An 18,595-nucleotide genomic window follows, 5' to 3' on the forward strand; every position below is an offset into this window, starting at 1 on the left:
TAGCGCTACTTATCATGGCAACGTCTAGCGCTGCCATGGCACAAAATGTGACCTCAATGGAACAGCAAAAAGTCGATAACGACATGCTACAACTGGCCGACGTTCAACAAGAAGCGGCGTTGTTCATGGTTGAAGAAAATTCAGACTACGTGGAGATTGACTACATTGGTCAGTGGGTTGACGTGAACAATTACGTCACACACAAAGAAGCTAAAGAACGCCAGCTTCAAAAGACCACCAAGAAATACATTTACTCGCAAACAGGTGAAACTCTAGAATCCATCGAGCAGCGAATTGCTGAGCATATTCAAGTGGACCAACCTAGATATTTCAGTGTCGATGTTTACCGTAATTACCACGGTGATTCTGGGGACTTTAACTATCTAGCTCGAGTTATCGAATACATTTAAGTTATTCGTTTGACATCAACGATAAAACCTACTAGCTTAAGTAGTTTTTTTTGTTTCAAATTGACGAATTATTTTCACTAATATTATTCTGACAAAGTAGATATTTCGCCAACCTGTGATAATTTAAATACATAACGATTAAAAGTAAGCACAACAACATGAATTTCAGCATTGAACAACTTCTCGCGTTCGTTACCGTTTATGACCAACTCTCTTTCAGCAAGGCAGCAGTCAAGCTTAACAAGCACAGAACGACAATCGGGCAGGTTATAACTAACCTTGAAGACCAACTCGCGGTAAGCCTATTTGAAAGGGTTGGACGCACTGTAAAGCCGACAGAAGATGGTCATCATCTTTACCACTACGCTAAGCAAACGATTGAACAGGCAAGAACATTCGACAAGGTGGCTTTGAGCTTGTCTTATGGCGGGTTGGAAAACATCACCTTTGCTTATTCTGGTGTGATACCTCATCAAATGCTTTTGGATATTCGAAAGAAACTGCGTCGTGATTTCCCGATGATGCGAGTGAACTTTTTAATTCGAAACAAAAAGGATATTAAGAAGGGCCTTCAAAGCGGAGAGTATCACTTTGGACTAGTCAATGTGCATGACAGCCGGGGTATACACAGCTTTGATGCGACTTTTCTAGGTCACATTGAGTTTTCCCCATTCGTTCAAAAAAATGGTGAGTTCTCATCTTTGGCGCAAGAGGATGTACTTTTAGCGTTAAGAAATTCAAAGCAGTTTATCTTGAGATCGTTTATTGAAGAGGGAATGTCAGAAAAAGTAACCATCAGCTCCGATAACGAAGAAGTCGATCAATTGGCGTTAGTTATTAAAATGGTTGAAGCCGGTTTAGGGTGGGCACTGTTACCAAAAACGTTTGCTCATTCTGAATTTTCCCATTACGACATTGAACCTATACAGTCGTCTGAAATGCACCAAGGATTCAAATTCGGTTTTGCGCTTTGGTGCAATCATTCTAAGCAAGTGAAGGATGTAAAATTATCGGTTTTATCTGTTATACAAGAACATGTTGATCGAGTATTGAGTCAATATTAGCAAAGGAAGAATGTAGGTAACTTATTAATAGAGGCTCATTTATATGAGCCTTTTGCGTTTCTGTCATCTCGAAAGCTCTTTAATTTTGTAGGGCGACATCCTCTATATAGGAGTAGGGCAACACCATTATTTGGCCTATTCTATGCCTGTCGATTAAGGACCCCCTTTATTGGCAATAAGTGTTTAATTTCTATGTTTATTGCAAGGAAGCAAACTTTCGGCCGGGTTTCGTCACCCGGTCTTTTTTATGAGGCAAATTTTATGACTCGCTGCGGCGGCATTGTTCTTCTTTCCTGCTTTTTATTTACAACATCTTCTTTCGCATCGTTTTATGATCCTGTTGATGGTCAATTTGATATGGGGCATCACCTTGCGGAAAACGCATATGGCTTTTTGCCTATCCCAATTTTGATTACCGAGCCTGCGGTGGGGTACGGCGGCGGTGTGGCTGGTTTGTTTTTACATGAGACGGATGAGGAAAAGCGACAAAGAAAGCAAGCTGCTCTTTCTGCCATAGATGGTGGTGCGCAGTTAGTACCCTCAGCAATGTCAGTAGTGGGCGCAGTAGGGACAGAGAACGAAACTTGGTTTGTATTTGGTGGCCATAGACGATCTTGGATGAATGATTCCATTCGTTACACAGGAGGCGGCGGCTTTGGTGTTGCGAATTTGGATTTGTACACATCAATCAACTGGGGCCCCATAGATCATGACCTTAGAATAGGCACGTCAACTTCGGTAGCCGTACTTTCACAAAAGGTGCAGTTCCGGATTGGGCATACGCCTTGGATGTTGGGAATAAAGCAGTTATTAGCTAAGTCTGAGATTGAATTTGATAACATGGTTTTAGACCGAATTTTGGGTAACGAATCGGTTACTTCTGGTTTAGGGTTGGAGGCTGAATATGACACAAGAGATAATTTATTTTATCCAACCAAAGGTTACAAATTGTCTGCAGATTACATGGTGTACGACGATGCGATTGGCAGTGATTACAATTACCGAAATTTGAACATAGATGGCGAAGCCTATATCCCAATTGCCAATAAATGGACGTTAGGCTTGGCTGCAAATTATCAAAGCTTCGAACAGCAAGACCTGTTTGTATCACCCACAGCGAAACCGTACGTGTCGTTACGCGGGGTGTCATCTTATCGGTACCAAGGAGATGAGATTGAAACAATTCAAGGCCAATTGACGTATAGCATCACTCATCGTTGGAAGGTGTCTGGGTTTTACGGTTCAGGGGTTGCAAAGCAAGATAACGGCATAAGCCACGACAGTACCGTCAATGCCGGAGGTGTCGGCTTTCGATACCAAATCGCGAGACGTTACGGTTTGCACCTTGGGATGGATTATGCGCAAAGCCATGAAGAACGCGCTATCTACTTTAACGTAGGCAGTGGTTTCTAGAACAACGGAATAGGTTAAATTTTTCCAAGAAAAAAGGCGCTAATTAGCGCCTTTTCGTTTTCTATCACTTTCTTACAGTAAGATTACTTCTTACGGCAGAACTCAGCGATTACGTACATTGATTGACCGCCGTTTGTTTTACCAGAAACAAGCTTAGGATCGTCACCAACGCTGATACCACGAATAACAGTACCTTGCTTAATCACTTGGTTAGTACCTTTGATTGGCAGGTCTTTGATTACTGTTACGTCGTCACCTTTCTTAAGTTCAACGCCATTCACATCAAGAGGCTTGTCATCAGCAGACATGCCGATTTGTGCCCAAACTGATGTTTCTTCTTCAAGGTACATCATGTCTAGCGCGTCCTGAGCCCAGCTTTCTGTGTTCAGACGAGTAAGTTGACGCCATGCCGTTACTTGAACTGGCGCTTCCTGGCTCCACATGCTGTCAGTCAGACAACGCCAGTGGTTGATATCTTTAGGATCGTCAATCTCACCAAGACATTTGTCACATACCATGATGCCGTGATCCACTGTTACGTGGCTGTGTGGCGGCACTGCGTATGCAGTAAGAGAAGAATCAGAACCACATAGTTCACATTTAGATTGGCAGCGTTCTAGCATAGTAGCTTCAGAAGACATAATGGACTCACATTTATTAGGTATTAAATTACGGGGCTATTATCCACTTTATTTACAATAAAGAAAGAGGTCGTACGGTATTCTGTCTTGATTAATTTTAGCTGAGATCAACCATTTGTGTTTTAAAGTTTTATGCAAACGGTTAACTAGGTACGATGGGATGTCGATAGATACAAAAATGCCAGCGGTTAGGCTGGCATTTGGTTTAGTGAATAAGCTAAAGTCTTAGTTATTCCAATAAAGCATCCGGTGCTGCTGCATCAAGGCTATCCGATTCTAAGAAATCAGCTACTTGAGCTCTCATTGATAGGGTATGAGTGGCATCAGAAAGGTCTGCTTGCGGTCCGATGATCGTAGAGTGCTTAGCCGTTTCGTTATACTGAACAAACACTCGGTTTCCAGTTGAAGTGCTAGCTTTTGTAGAGTCATCTAACCCTAAAGTTGAATCTAATCCTTCAGAACCAACAAACGAAGCCGTGTAAGACAATGGTTTATCGTTATCATCATTACCATTGTTTGGTACAGTTTCGTCGTTTTGCGACTGGATCAACAACGTTGGATAGCTAGAACTAAATGATGACAGGTCCTCAGTGTTTGCTAGTGAATGTGGATCGACCGTGTCAATAAGGGTTTGAGCGGCGACTTTAAATGCAACTAATTCAGTTTCAATTGCTGCGGCGCTGGTTGGGTTTCCAGTAGCAAAAGCGGTATAGCAATCGCCATCTTCAATGTCGTCCGTAGTACAAGCTGAAGCCACTGAATCCCGATACGTTGCATTTAACTGTTTAGCTAGATTGTGTTTAATTTCGGGGCCAAAGGTTTCCGATGCGAAGAGTAATTCAGCAATGTGCCCACCTGAATTAGCATATACCGCCGAGCTAAATTTATGTGTACCAGCAATTTCAGATGTAGCTACTGACGTAAATCCAGTAATACCGCCCAATGAGTGGCCCATAAATTTAACGGTTGTGTCTTTTACATCAACTCCGGCTAATGGTGTACCAGTAAAGTCATTCCCCACTTTTTCAAGTGCCATACGAAGACCTATTACATCAAGTGCACTTTGACGGATGTTGTCACGCGCAACGGGCAAAGCGCTTAGATTCAAGTAGTACAGAGCATTATCGTTAGTTGAAATAGCACCTCCGGCAAGTGAACGAGACCCATGAATAGGGTGGTCAATTGCAATGACAGCAAGACCTTCAGCCGTTAAGTTTGCCGCAAACGCATACGCATTCTCTTTTACAGAGGTAATACCGTGTTGGTAGATTACAACCCCGGTTATTGGGTCAGTCACAGGAGTAAACAAAAGCACATCAACAGCTTCAAGTGATTTAATTTGTGGTATTGGTGAATACTGAGTGACAATGCGATCACTATCTAGAGCTGTTCCACTTGCGTCCTTTGTGAGTGTTTTTCCCATTAAAGTCGTGACATCAGCTGCGCTAAGGTTTGTTGGGTCTAATCCTAATTTAACCAACTCTCCACCAACGAAAGAACTTGTAGAGTTATCCGTTAGTGCGCTTTTTATAACCGCTAAACTGTCCAATGCTGATGCAAATGGCGTTGTAGAGAACTTAGTTGGATCGGTTTCCAAGAAATATGGGAGTTGAACAGTACCTTTAGTCACGTTTACCGACGTAGTGCTGATACCAGCGTTAGAGTAAAGGAGATTTATCCCTCCAATCAAAGTGGCATTTTCTGTTGCATCGTCATCGGCAAGATATTTTTTAAAGTCAGCATCTGCAGCGATTGCTGTAGCAAATGGTGTTGTTGATGAGGAATCTAAACTAAGATTGTAAGCGTTTGTCAGATCGATATTATTTGGGTTTGCGCTGCCATTCCAATAAGTCGAAAGTGGGGCCCCAGCATTAATCATTCCGCCAATCAACGATGCTGTAGAGGCAAGAACATCACCAACAGAAGTTGTAGTAAACCAAGCTGAATACACAATCTTTTCCGCATCAATACCAACAGCGGCAGCTATAGCTTCTTGACCTTTAATTAAAGTTTGCGCACTAGCTAAGTCACCGGTTGAATAAGTTTTAGTGGCTGTTTTGAGAGCCGCATAGCTTTGCGATGTACCTACTGGGTTACCATTTACATCTGTAACGTCATCAGTAATAACAAGCAAATATTCAGACTTCTCATCAAAAGGAGTATTAGGTGTAATTGCTAGGTTTGAGCCTACTTTGTAAACTGTGTATTCAGAGCTAGCAACAGGTGTTGGTACTTGAGCCGCTGTGGATGTGTCTGTTAGCTTTTTAGAAAGCTTCAACAATGTCACTCCGGAAGTAACAACTCCAGGAGTATCACCAAAACCGTCGCCTTCAAACTCGATGTAAATTGGCATGCTGGTCGAAAAACCATCGGCATAATTTAATGCTGCTTTTGGGTTAGAAATGCTATCGTCGCCACCTGTTGGGATCGCTAACGTGCCATCTGTAGAGTCAAATAATAGGTTATTGCTTAAAGGAACTGATGCATTACTACCTTGCAAGAGCATTTTTTGAGTTGTCGCTCTTGCCAAAGACGTTTCTAGATAGGCTTCAAGTTGCTGGTTACTTGTTCCCGAACTTTCAGTGTTGTCGCCACAACCTGATAGCAGGATCGCTGAACATAGTAGAGAAATCTTAAAGTTACGTTTCATGATACGATCCTAATTTAGTTAAAAGTGTAGTTAAGCTGAACTGAAGAAAGGTAAGCGGTACCTTCTGCTTCGAACGTCCTTTCTTGCTGGGCACCATTTGTCTCAGTGAACTCACCGTCATCACTTACAACAAGTGCGAATCCGGCATCGACAGTCATATTTTCGCTCCAAACATAAGTGAAGCCAGCGCTGTACCACATACGATCACTATCAGGAATGCTTAAAGTTGCTTCACCAGCTTGTTCGTCATAAGCGTAACCAGCTCTTAATGTCCACTTACTGTTTAGTTGGTACGTCGCGCCTAATGAATATCGATTGTTGTCTTCATATTTTTCAGGTTTGTAGAAGCACTGACCAGCTACACCGTTGTCAGTACAATCTGGACTTGTTGCTTTTAACTCCTTAAAAGTACTCCAATCAGTTTGTTGCCAACCGTAGTGAATTGCCCATTGTTCGTTAAGTTGGTGAAATGCTGAAAGCTCCAGAATAGAAGGAAGCTCGATTTGAAGACGACCATCAACCTTGGGAGATGTTGCTCTACCTGAATCGTAGCTGGTAAATTCACCGTCATCGAAATCAAGATCAACAGAAGAGCGGTAAGCGATACTAAAGCGATTGTTTTCGTTCAGCTCATACATCGCGCCAACATTCCAACCATAGGCAAATGTTTCACCGGTCATGCCTATAAGTTTGTCAGATGGATTTCCACCAACAAAGTTAGCGAGCTCGCCTTTATGGCGAGTAAGTTCAGCTTCCGCATACACAAGGTTTAAACCTGCACCAACGCTAAATGATTCATTCACGCGATACGCAATATTTGGATTTAGATTTACAGATAAGAGCGACGTATCACCAGCCATATCACCTGCCGAGATGTCATCAGGGTAATCCGTAGCAACACCATAATTGGTGAACATACCGATACCCCAAGCCCATTTTTCGTTGATTGGGCTGATGTAATATGCGGCTGGCACGACTTGTAATGGAGCAACATCTTTTGAATGCTCGTTAGCGTCAACGTCGTAAACGTTAACCTCTGGATCAACGATAGAAACCGCGCCTGAAAATTGGGCTGTATCAAATAGGGTCATTGCGGCGGGGTTTCTCGCTAGTACACTCGCGTTATCAGCTACTGCACCTTCACCTGAAAAGGCACGACCAAGACCTGAGGCAGAATGCTCAGCAACTTGGAAACCAGCCGCAAGTGAGTTACATGCAAATAGTACTGAAAGTGAAACGAGAGAGCGTTGTATTGTTTTCATCCTTGACCCTCCTAGGGCATCGAATTTCGTTATTATGGTTTGAAAACACACTGAGCATTTTTGGTGTTGAAGCTCTAATGTAAATGACATGTTAAATTCATGTTTTATATAAAGTCAAAGAAAGAGTTGTTATTTTGTGAGGTTATGTTTTAAAGGGGCGGCACTTTAACATCGATAATATAATTATAATCAATAATTTATTCGTGGTTGGAGGTGTGACCAGAGTGTTTATGCATCGTTGCGGTATAAATAGTGTTCAATAGCTCAATATGTAACAACTTTGTTTCTGTTTACCACCATTCGCTAAATCGGCATAATATCGACACTCGTTAGAAGTCATTAAATTGGAATTTTAAGTTTGGAATTACTCGCGATAGAGTTTCTTGGTAAACCGCTTCGTTTAGAAGGATCAATGGCAGGGTGGCAACAGTTGTATTGGGATAACACTTTGGTATCTCAATTAGATGCGACCACAGACCAAGAAGACGCCCGAAAACACGAATTTACACTACGCGCTGGCGAAGAAACGTTGCAGTGTCACGTTGAATCGACCGTTCAGTGGCAACCGTTTGAGATGACGTATAAAGCGTCGGTGAATGGGCAAACCATTACCGAAGGCAATCGAAACACCAAAGATATTGAACAACAAACTCCTGTTGTCGCTCCTAAACCAGAGAAGCGTTTTAGCTTAATTGGGTTGGTGTCGCTTGGTATGAAAGCGCTTAAAAGCGCCAAGCTAATCAAGGTCGTACTTGCTTCTGCGAGTTTAGCGGCCTATTCATGGTTGTTTTCAATTCAGTTCGCTTTGGCCTTAATCGCCTGTTTAATGTTCCATGAGTACGGTCATATTAGAGCGATGAAATACTTCGGCATGAAAACCAAAGGGATCTATTTGATACCATTTCTTGGTGGCTTGGCGTTATCCGATGAAAAGATTAATACGCGTTGGCAAGATGTGGTTATCTCAATCATGGGGCCATTGTTCGGCCTGATATTGTCGTTAGTATTTATGGTGCTGTATTGGGCGACTGGCGAAATGTTCTTTGCCGGCCTTGCAGTATTTAATGCTCTATTAAACCTGTTCAATCTATTGCCGATTTTGCCTCTCGATGGCGGACATGTTCTTAAAAGTATCAGTTTCTCGATGAACAGTGTGCTTGGCATTGTACTTTGTGTCGCGGCTGCCGTTGCTGGTGTGGTATTGAGTTATCAGTTGAATTTAACCCTGTTTGGTTTCTTATTGATCATGGGCAGTGTTGAAATACTGTTTGAATGGAAAGGACGTCATCACAGTCACTTGTTACCGTTAGACAAATACGGGCAAGTCGTGTCGTTCGTTTGGTATGTAGGTTTAGTGAGCAGTTTGATTGGTGTTATCTGGTATTTTGCATCTACTGGTGATCAGCTATTAAGCCTACCATTACAAATTCTTGGTACTTAACGAGTGAGTTTCTGTTGTTGGAATTATCCAGCTGCTTAGTGCACTTGAACTGTTAGCAAGCAAGAAACTGAAAATGCCCTAACCAATATGGATAGGGCATTTTGTATTTACACCAGCTAGGCGATTCTTACTTAGATTACGCTTTGCAATTTGGTCTTGGTGAACCTGATTGAGGAAGCGTTTTTATCGTTGCTTGTAGATCTTTAATACGCGTACTGTGGGAAGGGTGCGTAGAAAGCAACTCTGGCGGTTGATTACCCCCTGATGCTTTCGCCATGTTTTGCCACAAGTTGACACTTTGGTTTGGATCGAAACCTGCTTGAGCCATATACTCTAAACCAACAACATCGGCTTCAGACTCTTGAGTTCGCCCATACGGTAGAATAACGCCATATTGAACGCCTAACCCTAACGCGGCCATCGTCATACCTTGATACTGTTTGTATTCTGATGCACCTAACGCGACATTAGTAATAGACAAGCCAGTATTAGCGATTTGAGACTGAGACAGGCGCTCATTACTGTGGTCCGCTAAAACGTGTGCCACTTCGTGACCGATAACCGTCGCGAGTTGGTCTTGGTTTACTGCAACATTGAGTAACCCTGTGTATACACCGATTTTTCCGCCAGGTAGGGCGAATGCGTTCACTTGATCACTATCAAACACAACAACTTCCCATTCACTAAAACCTTGTTTAGGAATATATTGAGTGATGCTGTTCGCTACGCACTGTACATAAGCGTTAGTTTTGGCATCTTTGCTGATGGGTTGTTCTTTTTTCATTTGTTCAAAAGACTGTGCTCCAAGCTGAGACATGTCTTTATCTGAAAAAAGCAGCAATTGGTTTCTGCCTGTCGGAGAAGCGCTACACGCGGTTAGGCCTGCAAGTGTGAGAAGCGAGGCAAACTTCATCCATGACGTCATACAATATCCTCTGTGTATTCGGTTTTTATGCATGTTAACATCAACTTGCGTAATAACTAAGGGCTGTAAGATAACTAACAGCCAGTAATATAGAAAAAAGCTATGCACGCGATAACAAGATCAATAATTAAGGAACCCACATGAGTATTTGGAAAAAGCCCGTTGACCTAGATACCTTCAACGCGACCTCAAAAAATACCTTAATTGAACACCTCAACATTGTTTACACCGAAGTAAATGACAACTCTTTGGTGGCAACCATGCCGGTTTGTCATTTTACGCACCAACCACTGGGTATGCTTCATGGCGGCGCATCGGTTGTGCTAGCAGAAACGCTTGGCTCATTGGCTGCAAACTTCTGCGTACCAGAAGGCTATTATTGCGTTGGGCTCGATATCAATGCGAACCACGTAAGGTCAATGCGTGAAGGACACGTCATCGGTACTGCTGAGCCTATTCACTTGGGCGTCTCTACTCAAGTATGGCAGATCAATATCACTGATGATCGTCAACGCTTAGTTTGTACCAGCCGCTTAACTATTGCCGTGAAGAAACATAAAAGATAACAGACTAGGTAGTCGTACGCTGGTTTTGTCTTTAGAAGAAGTAATCAGTACTTAGAACAAGCAATTCGTATTTAAAGAAGTAACCCGAGAAGCCCATGGTCATAACGTTTAAAAGTGGAAAAGTCATCGCAACCGCACATGAGTTGGTTGTTCGTTTAGATGGTGAGCATAGAGTCACTTTGCAAGCTCAAGTTGACGCAATTCAACTGATTGGAAAAGGGGCAAATGTCATTTCAGCCAACGGTTCTGAGTGTAAATGGTCGATAAAACTAGACGATGAACAGCAGCTCCGTGAAATCGCCAATGAAATTGGCTGCGATGTGATGTAATCCTTTACTGTAAAAGCACTTAACCCTTCAAATTGAATAACACCTTAGGATGTCGTACTCAATAATTCACAATAAAATCGTGTCCGTAATATTGATTTTACGCCATAAAATAGGGAAACTGAATTCAATGTCCTTTGAATAAGTTTTCCTCTTTATGAGCAGCCCAAGACTTCGCGTTCAATTTGAAACCCTGTTTGAATACTTCGATGGTAAAGATTCTGATGTTCAACTCGACGACATCACGGATGTGCTTTGTTGTACCCGTCGTAATGCCCGAATGGTACTCAACAAGCTTGAAGAAGAAGGGTGGGTAGAATGGTTACCTGCAGCAGGTCGAGGAAAGTTATCTCAACTTATCTTTAAACAGAATCGTTGTGATGTCAGCGAGAACTTAGCAAGACGCTACTTGCAGGAAGGAAAAATTGGACAGGCGCTGTCAGTGCTTGATCACAATGCTGCCAAACTCACGCAAGTTATTCAAAACTACTTGGGCGTACAGTATCAAGAAGGCGAACAAGTTATTCGTTTGCCTTATTACCGGCCGCTTTCAATGCTTAACCCAACCAAATCGATGCGTCGTTCAGAGCAACATATCGCTTGTCAGGTATTCAGTGGGTTGACTCGTCTAGATGAGAATGACCAACTTCAACCCGATCTTGCTCATTCATGGCAAAAAATCAGCGATTACCAATGGCGATTCTTCTTGAGACCCGGTGTTCGTTTCCATAACGGGGAACCTCTGTTAACCAATCATGTTGTGGATACACTGCTTGCACTCGAACCTCTCAACATGTTTTCGCATATCAAAGATGTCTCTTCACCTGCAAATTGTGTAGTAGATGTTTTTCTCACACGTCCAGACAAGTATTTTCCCCTCGCACTAACGGAATCGGTCGCTAAAGTCACATTACCGATCACTTTACGTGGTGAAGACTACGATATTCGACCGATTGGAACGGGACCTTATCGCATTGAAAAGAACGACGAGAAACAACTCGTGTTAACCGCTTTCAATGGGTACTTTGGTTTCAGACCGTTAATTGATCGCGTTGAAGTTTGGGTGGTGGATGAGGCTTATTCTTCAATGGTTTACCCAAGCCTATCTAAGCCTGTTATGGCCGACCGTGGCGATAGCGATGAAGTAGAACTCGATCCTGGCTGCACGTATTTACTGCTCAATAGAAAGAAAGGTATTGCACAAGATCCCGCATGGGCACAGTTTTTATCTAACGCGTTGAATGCGGCGGATCTGTTTGTTCATATTCCAAAAGAGACTGTTATCGATTTGGGCGTGTTACACGCTTATGGGATAAAACCCGGTTGGTATGACATAAAGTTAAAAGTGCCCGTTTGTCCACCAGCAGATTCGAAGCCTACCATAAGATTAGCGTATCAATGCCAACACCCAATGTTCCCAACGCTTGCAAAGGCGATTGTCACGGTGCTGAAGCAATACAACGTCGATGTTGATCTTTACGGTTACGAAACCGATCCTCCGCACGCCGATGATGTTGATGTTTGGATTAACCCTATGGGCATCGCCAATAACAGAGACGACGCCTTGGCTGGCTGGTTAATGGACTACAGTTTTCTTGATGAATCTAGCCCGGCAGAGGACTTCGACCAATGGTGTTACATGATTGACCGTTGGCGTTCTGGTGAATTCGAGCAATTCCCAGCACGACAGTTAGGTAAACAACTGGTCCAAAGCAATCAATTGATCCCGATGTTCCATTGCTGGTTAGGCGTTAATAAAGATCAATGTGGTACGTTGCAAAACGCGAAATGTAATGCATTAGGTTGGTTCGACTTTAGCCAAGTTTGGGTGAAGCCTGACGTTGATTGAAATCCAAGAAAACTCAGTTAGGACCAAATAACTCATTTAGGAAAAAACGATGCAAACTCTGATGGTTACATTTATTACGCTGGTGGCATTTGCTGCTAATTCAGTTTTGTGTCGCTGGGCCTTAATGGATCAAACGATTGATCCTTTGAGCTTTTCGATCGTTCGCATCTTATCTGGTGCGCTTACGCTTCTGATTTTATTAACGTTATCTTCCCAATCTAAGTCTAAACGTGAGTTAACAAACAACACATCGGCATATGCAAAACTCAAATCACAGTTTCAATTAACATCAATACTGTCACTGCTCGTGTATATGTTTGGTTTCTCGTTTGCTTACTTAGAGCTTGGCGCAGGTCTTGGTGCGCTGGTGTTGTTTGTCGCAGTGCAATTTACGATGATTGCCGCGCACTTGCTTTCTGGCAACAGAATGTCACTCATTGAGTGGGGCGGGTGTTTGTTATCTGTGGCAGGGCTTGTTTACTTGTTAATGCCAACGGAATCGACTCAAGTACCCGACTTAGTTTCTATTATCTTGATGTCTCTGGCCGGAGTTGGTTGGGGTATTTACACATTGGCAGGAAAGAAATCGTCAAACGCACTGCAATCGACCACCGCTAACTTTGGATTCAGTTCGCTAGTTATCCTTGTGGCATTGAGCTTATTAGTTTTGATACCGAATGCGTTAACGCAAGTGTCTATCACTGAGAAAGGTTTGATTTACGCGATTATATCGGGCTCTGTGGCTTCTGGTATCGGTTATAGTTTGTGGTATTACGTAGTGAAAAAACTGAATACGGTGGTGGCGTCTATTGCACAGCTTTCTGTTCCAGTTATCGCAACACTTGGTGGTGTATTATTGTTATCTGAACCTGTCACCATGCAATTTATAGTCTCATCAACCGTTATACTTCTAGGGATAAGCTTGGTTCTTGTCGCCCCTAAACTTAAGAAATAAAGAGTTCAATCATTAACTTCTATGGCTAAACCAAACAAGAAACAACCGACCAAGACGGTTCAGATTTTCTGTGCCAAATGTAAAACGCAGCTTTTTAAGTATCGGAAAGGTGGCAAAGGTGCACTCGTGAAATGTTTTAAGGAGCGTATCGTTGAAGATTTCACGACAAAACCATGTGTGTGCCCTGAATGCGGGATTGAATTTGCGCGAGACACTTTGGTTCGAGGTACGCCAGCCTACAAGTTTGTTGGTGGCAAGGTAACGATGAAATAACCCGTCACGATGAAACGACCAATCATTATAAACGAGAAAATAATGTTGAAACTAAAAATGCCACAGCACAGTTTGTGTGTGGCATTTCAACGTTGCTTTTGATACTCAGAGTAAAGAATTGAGCTCAGTAAGCTCTGACACGCCCTTGAAGCTTAAGAAGTAATAGCGAAACAATTGCGCCCGTCGTATCACACAGCATATCTTTCTGTGCATCCCAAATATCACCTTGTGAGCCAAGGAACGCGATACCTTCATCACCACCTGCGATCTCCGCGTACCACCACTCGATAATTTCATAACCTGCAGCAACACTCATAATCGCAAATAGCGCAAAGAAACATGCCAGCACCGGTTGAGCCAGTTTTTTACGAATCAAGTACTCAGCGAGTGGGTAAGCATAAAGGCCAATAGAGAAATGCGCGACACGGTCAAAGTTATTCCGTTCTGAACCTATCATGTTATTGAACCAATCAAATGGCACTTCCGCGAAGGTATATTTTGCGCCTATCGTATGCAAAATCAGCCAGATAAACATCAAAACGTAAGCTGTCTTAGTGAAGGTGAGCTTTGTTGATAACCACCAAATACCCACCAATATCGCGAGCGCTGGGACAATTTCGGCAATCCACACCGCTCTTGAAGAGGGAGCGAACGCTGAAAATAGAAACACAGTCAGATACAGCGTCGTCAATGACAGCAATGGTCGATTTTGAGCAAGTGGCGTGATTGTCATATCAAGATCTCTCGTCGAAGTTTTTAATAGTGTTACACAATAATGAACAGTGTTCAATTGGGTCTTAATCACCAGATTTGTTGAAAAGTGGTGTTATCGCCCAGTATCTAGACAAACGGTTGCTAGAGTTTCACAAAAGTTTGATTTACAACAAAGCGATCCTTAAAATCGCTCTATTACTACATAACAAGAAAGAAAGTCATGAAACTGGAAACTGTCGATTACCTTGCTGACGACGCAGCAGAACAATTTGTTCGCTCTCTACGTGAAACTGGTTTTGGTGTTCTTAAGAACCACCCAATCCCGAAAGAGCTTGTTGAGTCAATTTACGAAAACTGGTACCAATTCTTCATCTCTGAAGAGAAAGAGAACTTCCACTTTAATGTTGAAACACAAGATGGATATTTTCCACCTTCAGTGTCTGAAGTTGCTAAAGGCCACACTGTAAAAGACATCAAAGAGTACTTTCACGTATACCCTTGGGGCCAAATCCCTGAACAGCTGAAAGAACAGATTCTAGATTACTACCAACGTGCGAATGCTTTTGCTCAAGAGCTGCTAGGTTGGGTTGAAGCTCATGCTCCTAAAGAAGTACAAGAGAAATTCTCTATTGCGTTATCAGAAATGATCAACGGCAGTGAACAGACTCTGCTTCGTGTTCTTCACTACCCACCAATGCAAGGTGATGAAGAGCCAGGTGCAATCCGCGCTGCGGCACACGAAGACATCAACTTACTGACGGTTCTTCCTGCTGCAAGCGAGCCGGGCCTTCAAGTTAAAGCTCAAAATGACGAGTGGCTAGATGTTCCATGTGACTTCGGTAACATGATCATCAACATCGGTGACATGCTTCAAGAAGCATCTGGTGGTTACTTCCCATCGACAACTCACCGTGTAATCAACCCATCAGGTGAACGCCAAGAGAAGTCTCGTATCTCTTTGCCTCTATTCCTTCACCCGAAACCAGAAGTAGTGCTATCTGAAAAGTACACAGCAAACGAATACCTAATGGAACGTCTAAGAGAGCTTGGCGTTATCTAGTCAGTTCAATGCTTCGTCCCTAAAATTGGGATAGATGTGAAAGGTCAGCTAAGTCGCTGACCTTTTTTGTATCCGTACCAAAGAATTGCGGCTTTATTACTAACGGTTGCATTCAACGAAATGGTACTCAGTTTTGACGATAAAAGGTGCCTTTAAGCCAAACGTTAGAAAGTTGTTTGTCCTTAAGCTCGACAAATCTTAGAAAATCGCTTTCAATTAAAGAAGATACGCAACGGATGCGAAACAGGTTACTTATAGTATCCACAGTTCTAGAAATCCATTAATTCAGAGAAGCTAACTGAGTCAACTATGTCGAATTATCAAGATGTGAGAGCAAACTTTCATTGCCATATGGAAAACCCATTGCTTTGGCCGATAATGGAAGTGCTTAAGCAAAAGCCAAGCGGATGGAAAGTACACACATTGGCAGCTCATCTGAACGATCTTGGGTTTGTGCCAGTGTTGGATGCTGTGCCTGAGAAAGAGTTGTTTAAAAAGAACTTCCTTATCATGAATGCGCTTTATCAGCTTCAAGAAACCTTACACCCAGATGGTTGGCTCCAAGTCCAAGCGATGGACATCGAATTGATGAATGGTCGTTATCACGGAAGCAGTCACAGCATCGATCATCAAGACCCACTTCGAGAATACTACATTAATTGGGTTAACTATGAAGCGGATGAAGGTGAAGTCAAAAGGCTGTTGAACGAATTTTGGACTCGGTATAGAAAGTATGTAGGTGGTGATGAACTCGATATGGATCGAAGTCGAGCATTGAACCTGTTTGAGTTACCTTTAGACGCGACACACCATGAAATTAGAAAACGTTGGCGACAACTGGCATTGAGATGGCATCCGGACAGAGACGAAGGCAACACCGCAAAATTTCAGACGCTCTGTGAAGCATGGCATGTATTAAGAAGCTCATAATCGACAGGCATTTTTAGCTGTCTAATTGCTTAGAACCCTAAAACAGAAAGCCCCACATTGTGAGTGACACAAGTGGGGCTTTGTCGTTATTACGTTATGTTTTGGGTAACTACGTTATGTGCTGTAGCGACTTAAGTTATTGGTGTTAGGAGTGATCTTTGCTCTCACCACTTTTATGTTCAAAGGCATAGTCGAGTACTTTACGGATATAAGGCGCACCAACTTTTGAGCCACCGTTACCGTGTTCAATAACCACAGTTGCGACATATTCAGGGTGTTCATACGGTGCGAAAGCCGTGTAAAGCGCATGGTCAAGCAAGTGTCTAGCGAGTTTCTTCGAGTTGTAGACCTGGTCTTTCGCAAGATCAAAGACTTGTGCAGTTCCTGATTTACCGCCGCTCGTGTATTCAGTTCCCTTAAATGCACGTCTGCCGCTGCCTCGATTACCGTGGTTTACGAGTCGCATCGCATTGATTGGCACATCCCAAATTCTATCCGGTACTTCGGTGATTGAGGGCATTGGCTCCGGTTCGACAAGTTGTTGTGTACTGAAATCTTCACCATGATCTAAGGTGGCTCTTAAGATATGAGGTGGCATCACCTTACCATGATTAACCAATACTGACGTTGCTTTAGCAAGTTGCATAGGTGTCGATGTCCAATAACCTTGGCCAATACCAATCGGAACTGTGTCACCCTGATACCAAGGGGTGCGATAACGCATCATCTTCCATTCTCGAGTCGGCATGTTGGCGGTACTTTCTTCATAGATATCAATGCCTGTCGGTTCACCAAATCCAAATCGGTTCATCCAACTTGAAATTCGGTCAATACCCAAATCGAAAGCGGTTTGATAGAAGAATGAATCTACCGACTCTTCAATGGCTTGAGTGACATCGACAGGTCCGTGACCCCAACGTTTCCAGTCACGCCACGATTTAGAGTTTCGTTTAGATCCAGGAATTCTCCAAACGCCATGGTCGTTACGGATGGTATCTTCAGAGATGACATGTTCTTGCAGTCCTGCCACAGCCATAAATGGTTTAACGGTTGAGGCAGGAGGATAAACGCCTAGAGTGGTGCGGTTAACCAACGGGTGAGCCGGATCATTCAATAAACGTTGGTAGTTCTTACTCGAAATGCCGTCGACAAATAGGTTAGGGTCGTAACTCGGGCTTGATGCCATCGCCAACACGCTGTTGTCTTTCGGATCGAGAATAACCGCGCTTCCAGTTCGGTGATCAAGTTGCTCAAAGACGTATTTTTGCAGCTCAAGGTCAATATTTAACACGATATCTTTACCAGCTACTGGCGGCACGTACTCAATGGTTCGGACTATTCGCCCACGGCTGTTTACTTCGACTTCTTGATAACCTTTGGTGCCGTGCAGAATATCTTCGTAATAACGTTCAACACCCAGTTTTCCTATGATTGTTGTAGCTTGATAATTCGCTTCTATCCCTTGTTCTTCAAGCTTTCTGAGATCGCTATCATTGATGTGCGCCACGTAACCAAGAACATGGGTAAGCACCTCACCATTCGGGTAAAAACGCTTTAAGCTGGTATCGATAGATAAGCCGGGGAACTGGTACTGGTGCACGGAGAACTTGGCGATCTCTTCCTCCGTTAAGTTCTCTAGAATAGTCACAGATTTAAAACGGCGGGTGTTGTGATAGCGTTTTTTGAAACGAGCGATCTGCTCTGCATCACGGGGGACATATTTGTCTAGCTTGGTGAGCATTGCATCGACATCATCGGTTTGCTCAGGAATCATGGTTAGATCAAAGACAAGCTTGTTCTCTGCAAGCAACACGCCGTTACGGTCGTAAATAAGTCCACGAGTAGGGGCGATAGGTAATACTTTGATTCTGTTGCCATCGGCACGAGTTTGATAGCTTTTAAAATTTTCAACTTGAAGTCGGTATAGATTGCCGACTAAGACAAGAGTGAACATCAAGATCCCACAAAACGCGACGATTACGCGGTTTTTGAATAGGTTCACTTCGATTTTATGGTCACGCATCTTAACGCGTTTATGATTCATTGAAGCCTCAAGGGTCTGTTACATTTGGTTACACTTGTCGAATCGGGACTTTATCTGAATATCACTAGGGTT

The 18,595-nt window shown here is 43.0% G+C and carries 17 protein-coding genes; 11 read left to right on the forward strand and 6 right to left on the reverse strand.

Annotated elements, in window-relative coordinates:
- The 3 genes from AB4209_RS04980 to AB4209_RS04990 all read left to right on the forward strand — a co-directional run.
- Nucleotides 1–410: hypothetical protein (locus AB4209_RS04980; protein WP_372055030.1), on the forward strand; the 410-nt coding region annotated here is incomplete at its 5' end.
- A gap of 158 nt (nucleotides 411–568) precedes the next feature.
- Nucleotides 569–1,474, forward strand: coding sequence for a LysR family transcriptional regulator (locus AB4209_RS04985; RefSeq protein WP_372055032.1), 906 nt, complete (start codon nucleotides 569–571; stop codon nucleotides 1,472–1,474).
- A 261-nt stretch (nucleotides 1,475–1,735) separates the two neighbouring features.
- Complete coding sequence (locus tag AB4209_RS04990; RefSeq protein ID WP_017069662.1) at nucleotides 1,736–2,887, forward strand: BamA/TamA family outer membrane protein; 1,152 nt, start codon at nucleotides 1,736–1,738, stop codon at nucleotides 2,885–2,887.
- A gap of 83 nt (nucleotides 2,888–2,970) precedes the next feature.
- Here the strand turns inward: AB4209_RS04990 and AB4209_RS04995 are convergent, their stop codons facing one another.
- From AB4209_RS04995 to AB4209_RS05005, 3 genes are all read right to left on the reverse strand, one after another.
- Nucleotides 2,971–3,528, reverse strand: coding sequence for a PhnA domain-containing protein (locus tag AB4209_RS04995; protein WP_017060062.1), 558 nt, complete (start codon nucleotides 3,526–3,528; stop codon nucleotides 2,971–2,973).
- A gap of 229 nt (nucleotides 3,529–3,757) precedes the next feature.
- Nucleotides 3,758–6,178 (reverse strand): VolA/Pla-1 family phospholipase, encoded by a 2,421-nt coding sequence (locus AB4209_RS05000; protein ID WP_372055034.1) that lies wholly within the window; start codon nucleotides 6,176–6,178, stop codon nucleotides 3,758–3,760.
- 14 nt (nucleotides 6,179–6,192) lie between these two features.
- Entirely contained in the window at nucleotides 6,193–7,440 is a 1,248-nt protein-coding gene (locus AB4209_RS05005; RefSeq protein ID WP_050654485.1) for a porin, read from the reverse strand.
- A gap of 358 nt (nucleotides 7,441–7,798) precedes the next feature.
- Between AB4209_RS05005 and AB4209_RS05010 the strand changes: the two genes are divergently transcribed.
- Nucleotides 7,799–8,881: a site-2 protease family protein gene (locus AB4209_RS05010; RefSeq protein ID WP_017060065.1), complete on the forward strand. Its 1,083-nt coding sequence runs from the start codon at nucleotides 7,799–7,801 to the stop codon at nucleotides 8,879–8,881.
- A 136-nt stretch (nucleotides 8,882–9,017) separates the two neighbouring features.
- Here AB4209_RS05010 and AB4209_RS05015 read toward each other — a convergent pair whose 3' ends face one another.
- Complete coding sequence (locus tag AB4209_RS05015) at nucleotides 9,018–9,806, reverse strand: M48 family metallopeptidase (protein ID WP_102320824.1); 789 nt, start codon at nucleotides 9,804–9,806, stop codon at nucleotides 9,018–9,020.
- A gap of 140 nt (nucleotides 9,807–9,946) precedes the next feature.
- Between AB4209_RS05015 and AB4209_RS05020 the strand changes: the two genes are divergently transcribed.
- The 5 genes from AB4209_RS05020 (at nucleotide 9,947) to AB4209_RS05040 (ending at nucleotide 13,775) form a co-directional block, all read left to right on the forward strand.
- Complete coding sequence (locus tag AB4209_RS05020) at nucleotides 9,947–10,372, forward strand: hotdog fold thioesterase (protein WP_017060067.1); 426 nt, start codon at nucleotides 9,947–9,949, stop codon at nucleotides 10,370–10,372.
- Nucleotides 10,373–10,467: 95 nt separating this feature from the next.
- Nucleotides 10,468–10,701 (forward strand): DUF3389 domain-containing protein, encoded by a 234-nt coding sequence (locus AB4209_RS05025; RefSeq protein ID WP_017064605.1) that lies wholly within the window; start codon nucleotides 10,468–10,470, stop codon nucleotides 10,699–10,701.
- A 154-nt stretch (nucleotides 10,702–10,855) separates the two neighbouring features.
- Nucleotides 10,856–12,547, forward strand: a complete 1,692-nt coding sequence (locus AB4209_RS05030) for an SgrR family transcriptional regulator (RefSeq protein ID WP_372055036.1) — start codon at nucleotides 10,856–10,858, stop codon at nucleotides 12,545–12,547.
- A gap of 49 nt (nucleotides 12,548–12,596) precedes the next feature.
- Nucleotides 12,597–13,502, forward strand: a complete 906-nt coding sequence (locus tag AB4209_RS05035; RefSeq protein WP_372055038.1) for a DMT family transporter — start codon at nucleotides 12,597–12,599, stop codon at nucleotides 13,500–13,502.
- A 21-nt stretch (nucleotides 13,503–13,523) separates the two neighbouring features.
- Nucleotides 13,524–13,775: a hypothetical protein gene (locus tag AB4209_RS05040; RefSeq protein WP_017060071.1), complete on the forward strand. Its 252-nt coding sequence runs from the start codon at nucleotides 13,524–13,526 to the stop codon at nucleotides 13,773–13,775.
- 124 nt (nucleotides 13,776–13,899) lie between these two features.
- On the opposite strand, the gene AB4209_RS05045 is transcribed toward AB4209_RS05040, so the two are convergent.
- Nucleotides 13,900–14,508: a DUF2238 domain-containing protein gene (locus AB4209_RS05045; RefSeq protein ID WP_017067299.1), complete on the reverse strand. Its 609-nt coding sequence runs from the start codon at nucleotides 14,506–14,508 to the stop codon at nucleotides 13,900–13,902.
- Between the two features lie 201 nt (nucleotides 14,509–14,709).
- Between AB4209_RS05045 and AB4209_RS05050 the strand changes: the two genes are divergently transcribed.
- Nucleotides 14,710–15,549, forward strand: coding sequence for an isopenicillin N synthase family oxygenase (locus AB4209_RS05050; RefSeq protein ID WP_017060073.1), 840 nt, complete (start codon nucleotides 14,710–14,712; stop codon nucleotides 15,547–15,549).
- Nucleotides 15,550–15,858: 309 nt separating this feature from the next.
- The gene (locus AB4209_RS05055) at nucleotides 15,859–16,479 is read left to right on the forward strand and encodes a DNA-J related domain-containing protein (RefSeq protein WP_029235437.1); all 621 of its coding nucleotides are present in this window, start codon (nucleotides 15,859–15,861) and stop codon (nucleotides 16,477–16,479) included.
- Nucleotides 16,480–16,624: 145 nt separating this feature from the next.
- Here the strand turns inward: AB4209_RS05055 and mrdA are convergent, their stop codons facing one another.
- Nucleotides 16,625–18,523, reverse strand: coding sequence for a penicillin-binding protein 2 (mrdA, locus tag AB4209_RS05060; protein ID WP_017060075.1), 1,899 nt, complete (start codon nucleotides 18,521–18,523; stop codon nucleotides 16,625–16,627).
- Nucleotides 18,524–18,595 lie beyond the last annotated feature (72 nt).

This window comes from Vibrio sp. 10N.286.48.C11 (assembly GCF_041469805.1).
GTDB lineage: Bacteria > Pseudomonadota > Gammaproteobacteria > Enterobacterales > Vibrionaceae > Vibrio > Vibrio crassostreae_C.

Coding starts and splice junctions, on each gene's coding strand:
- AB4209_RS05020 (WP_017060067.1), top strand. CDS start 9,947: ATGAGTATTTGGAAAAAGCCCGTTGACCTAGATACCTTCAACGCGACC.
- AB4209_RS05025 (WP_017064605.1), top strand. CDS start 10,468: ATGGTCATAACGTTTAAAAGTGGAAAAGTCATCGCAACCGCACATGAG.
- AB4209_RS04995 (WP_017060062.1), bottom strand. CDS start 3,528: ATGTCTTCTGAAGCTACTATGCTAGAACGCTGCCAATCTAAATGTGAA.
- AB4209_RS05005 (WP_050654485.1), bottom strand. CDS start 7,440: ATGAAAACAATACAACGCTCTCTCGTTTCACTTTCAGTACTATTTGCA.
- mrdA (WP_017060075.1), bottom strand. CDS start 18,523: ATGAATCATAAACGCGTTAAGATGCGTGACCATAAAATCGAAGTGAAC.
- AB4209_RS05055 (WP_029235437.1), top strand. CDS start 15,859: ATGTCGAATTATCAAGATGTGAGAGCAAACTTTCATTGCCATATGGAA.
- AB4209_RS05015 (WP_102320824.1), bottom strand. CDS start 9,806: ATGACGTCATGGATGAAGTTTGCCTCGCTTCTCACACTTGCAGGCCTA.
- AB4209_RS05030 (WP_372055036.1), top strand. CDS start 10,856: ATGAGCAGCCCAAGACTTCGCGTTCAATTTGAAACCCTGTTTGAATAC.
- AB4209_RS05045 (WP_017067299.1), bottom strand. CDS start 14,508: ATGACAATCACGCCACTTGCTCAAAATCGACCATTGCTGTCATTGACG.
- AB4209_RS05040 (WP_017060071.1), top strand. CDS start 13,524: ATGGCTAAACCAAACAAGAAACAACCGACCAAGACGGTTCAGATTTTC.
- AB4209_RS04985 (WP_372055032.1), top strand. CDS start 569: ATGAATTTCAGCATTGAACAACTTCTCGCGTTCGTTACCGTTTATGAC.
- AB4209_RS05050 (WP_017060073.1), top strand. CDS start 14,710: ATGAAACTGGAAACTGTCGATTACCTTGCTGACGACGCAGCAGAACAA.
- AB4209_RS05035 (WP_372055038.1), top strand. CDS start 12,597: ATGCAAACTCTGATGGTTACATTTATTACGCTGGTGGCATTTGCTGCT.
- AB4209_RS04990 (WP_017069662.1), top strand. CDS start 1,736: ATGACTCGCTGCGGCGGCATTGTTCTTCTTTCCTGCTTTTTATTTACA.
- AB4209_RS05000 (WP_372055034.1), bottom strand. CDS start 6,178: ATGAAACGTAACTTTAAGATTTCTCTACTATGTTCAGCGATCCTGCTA.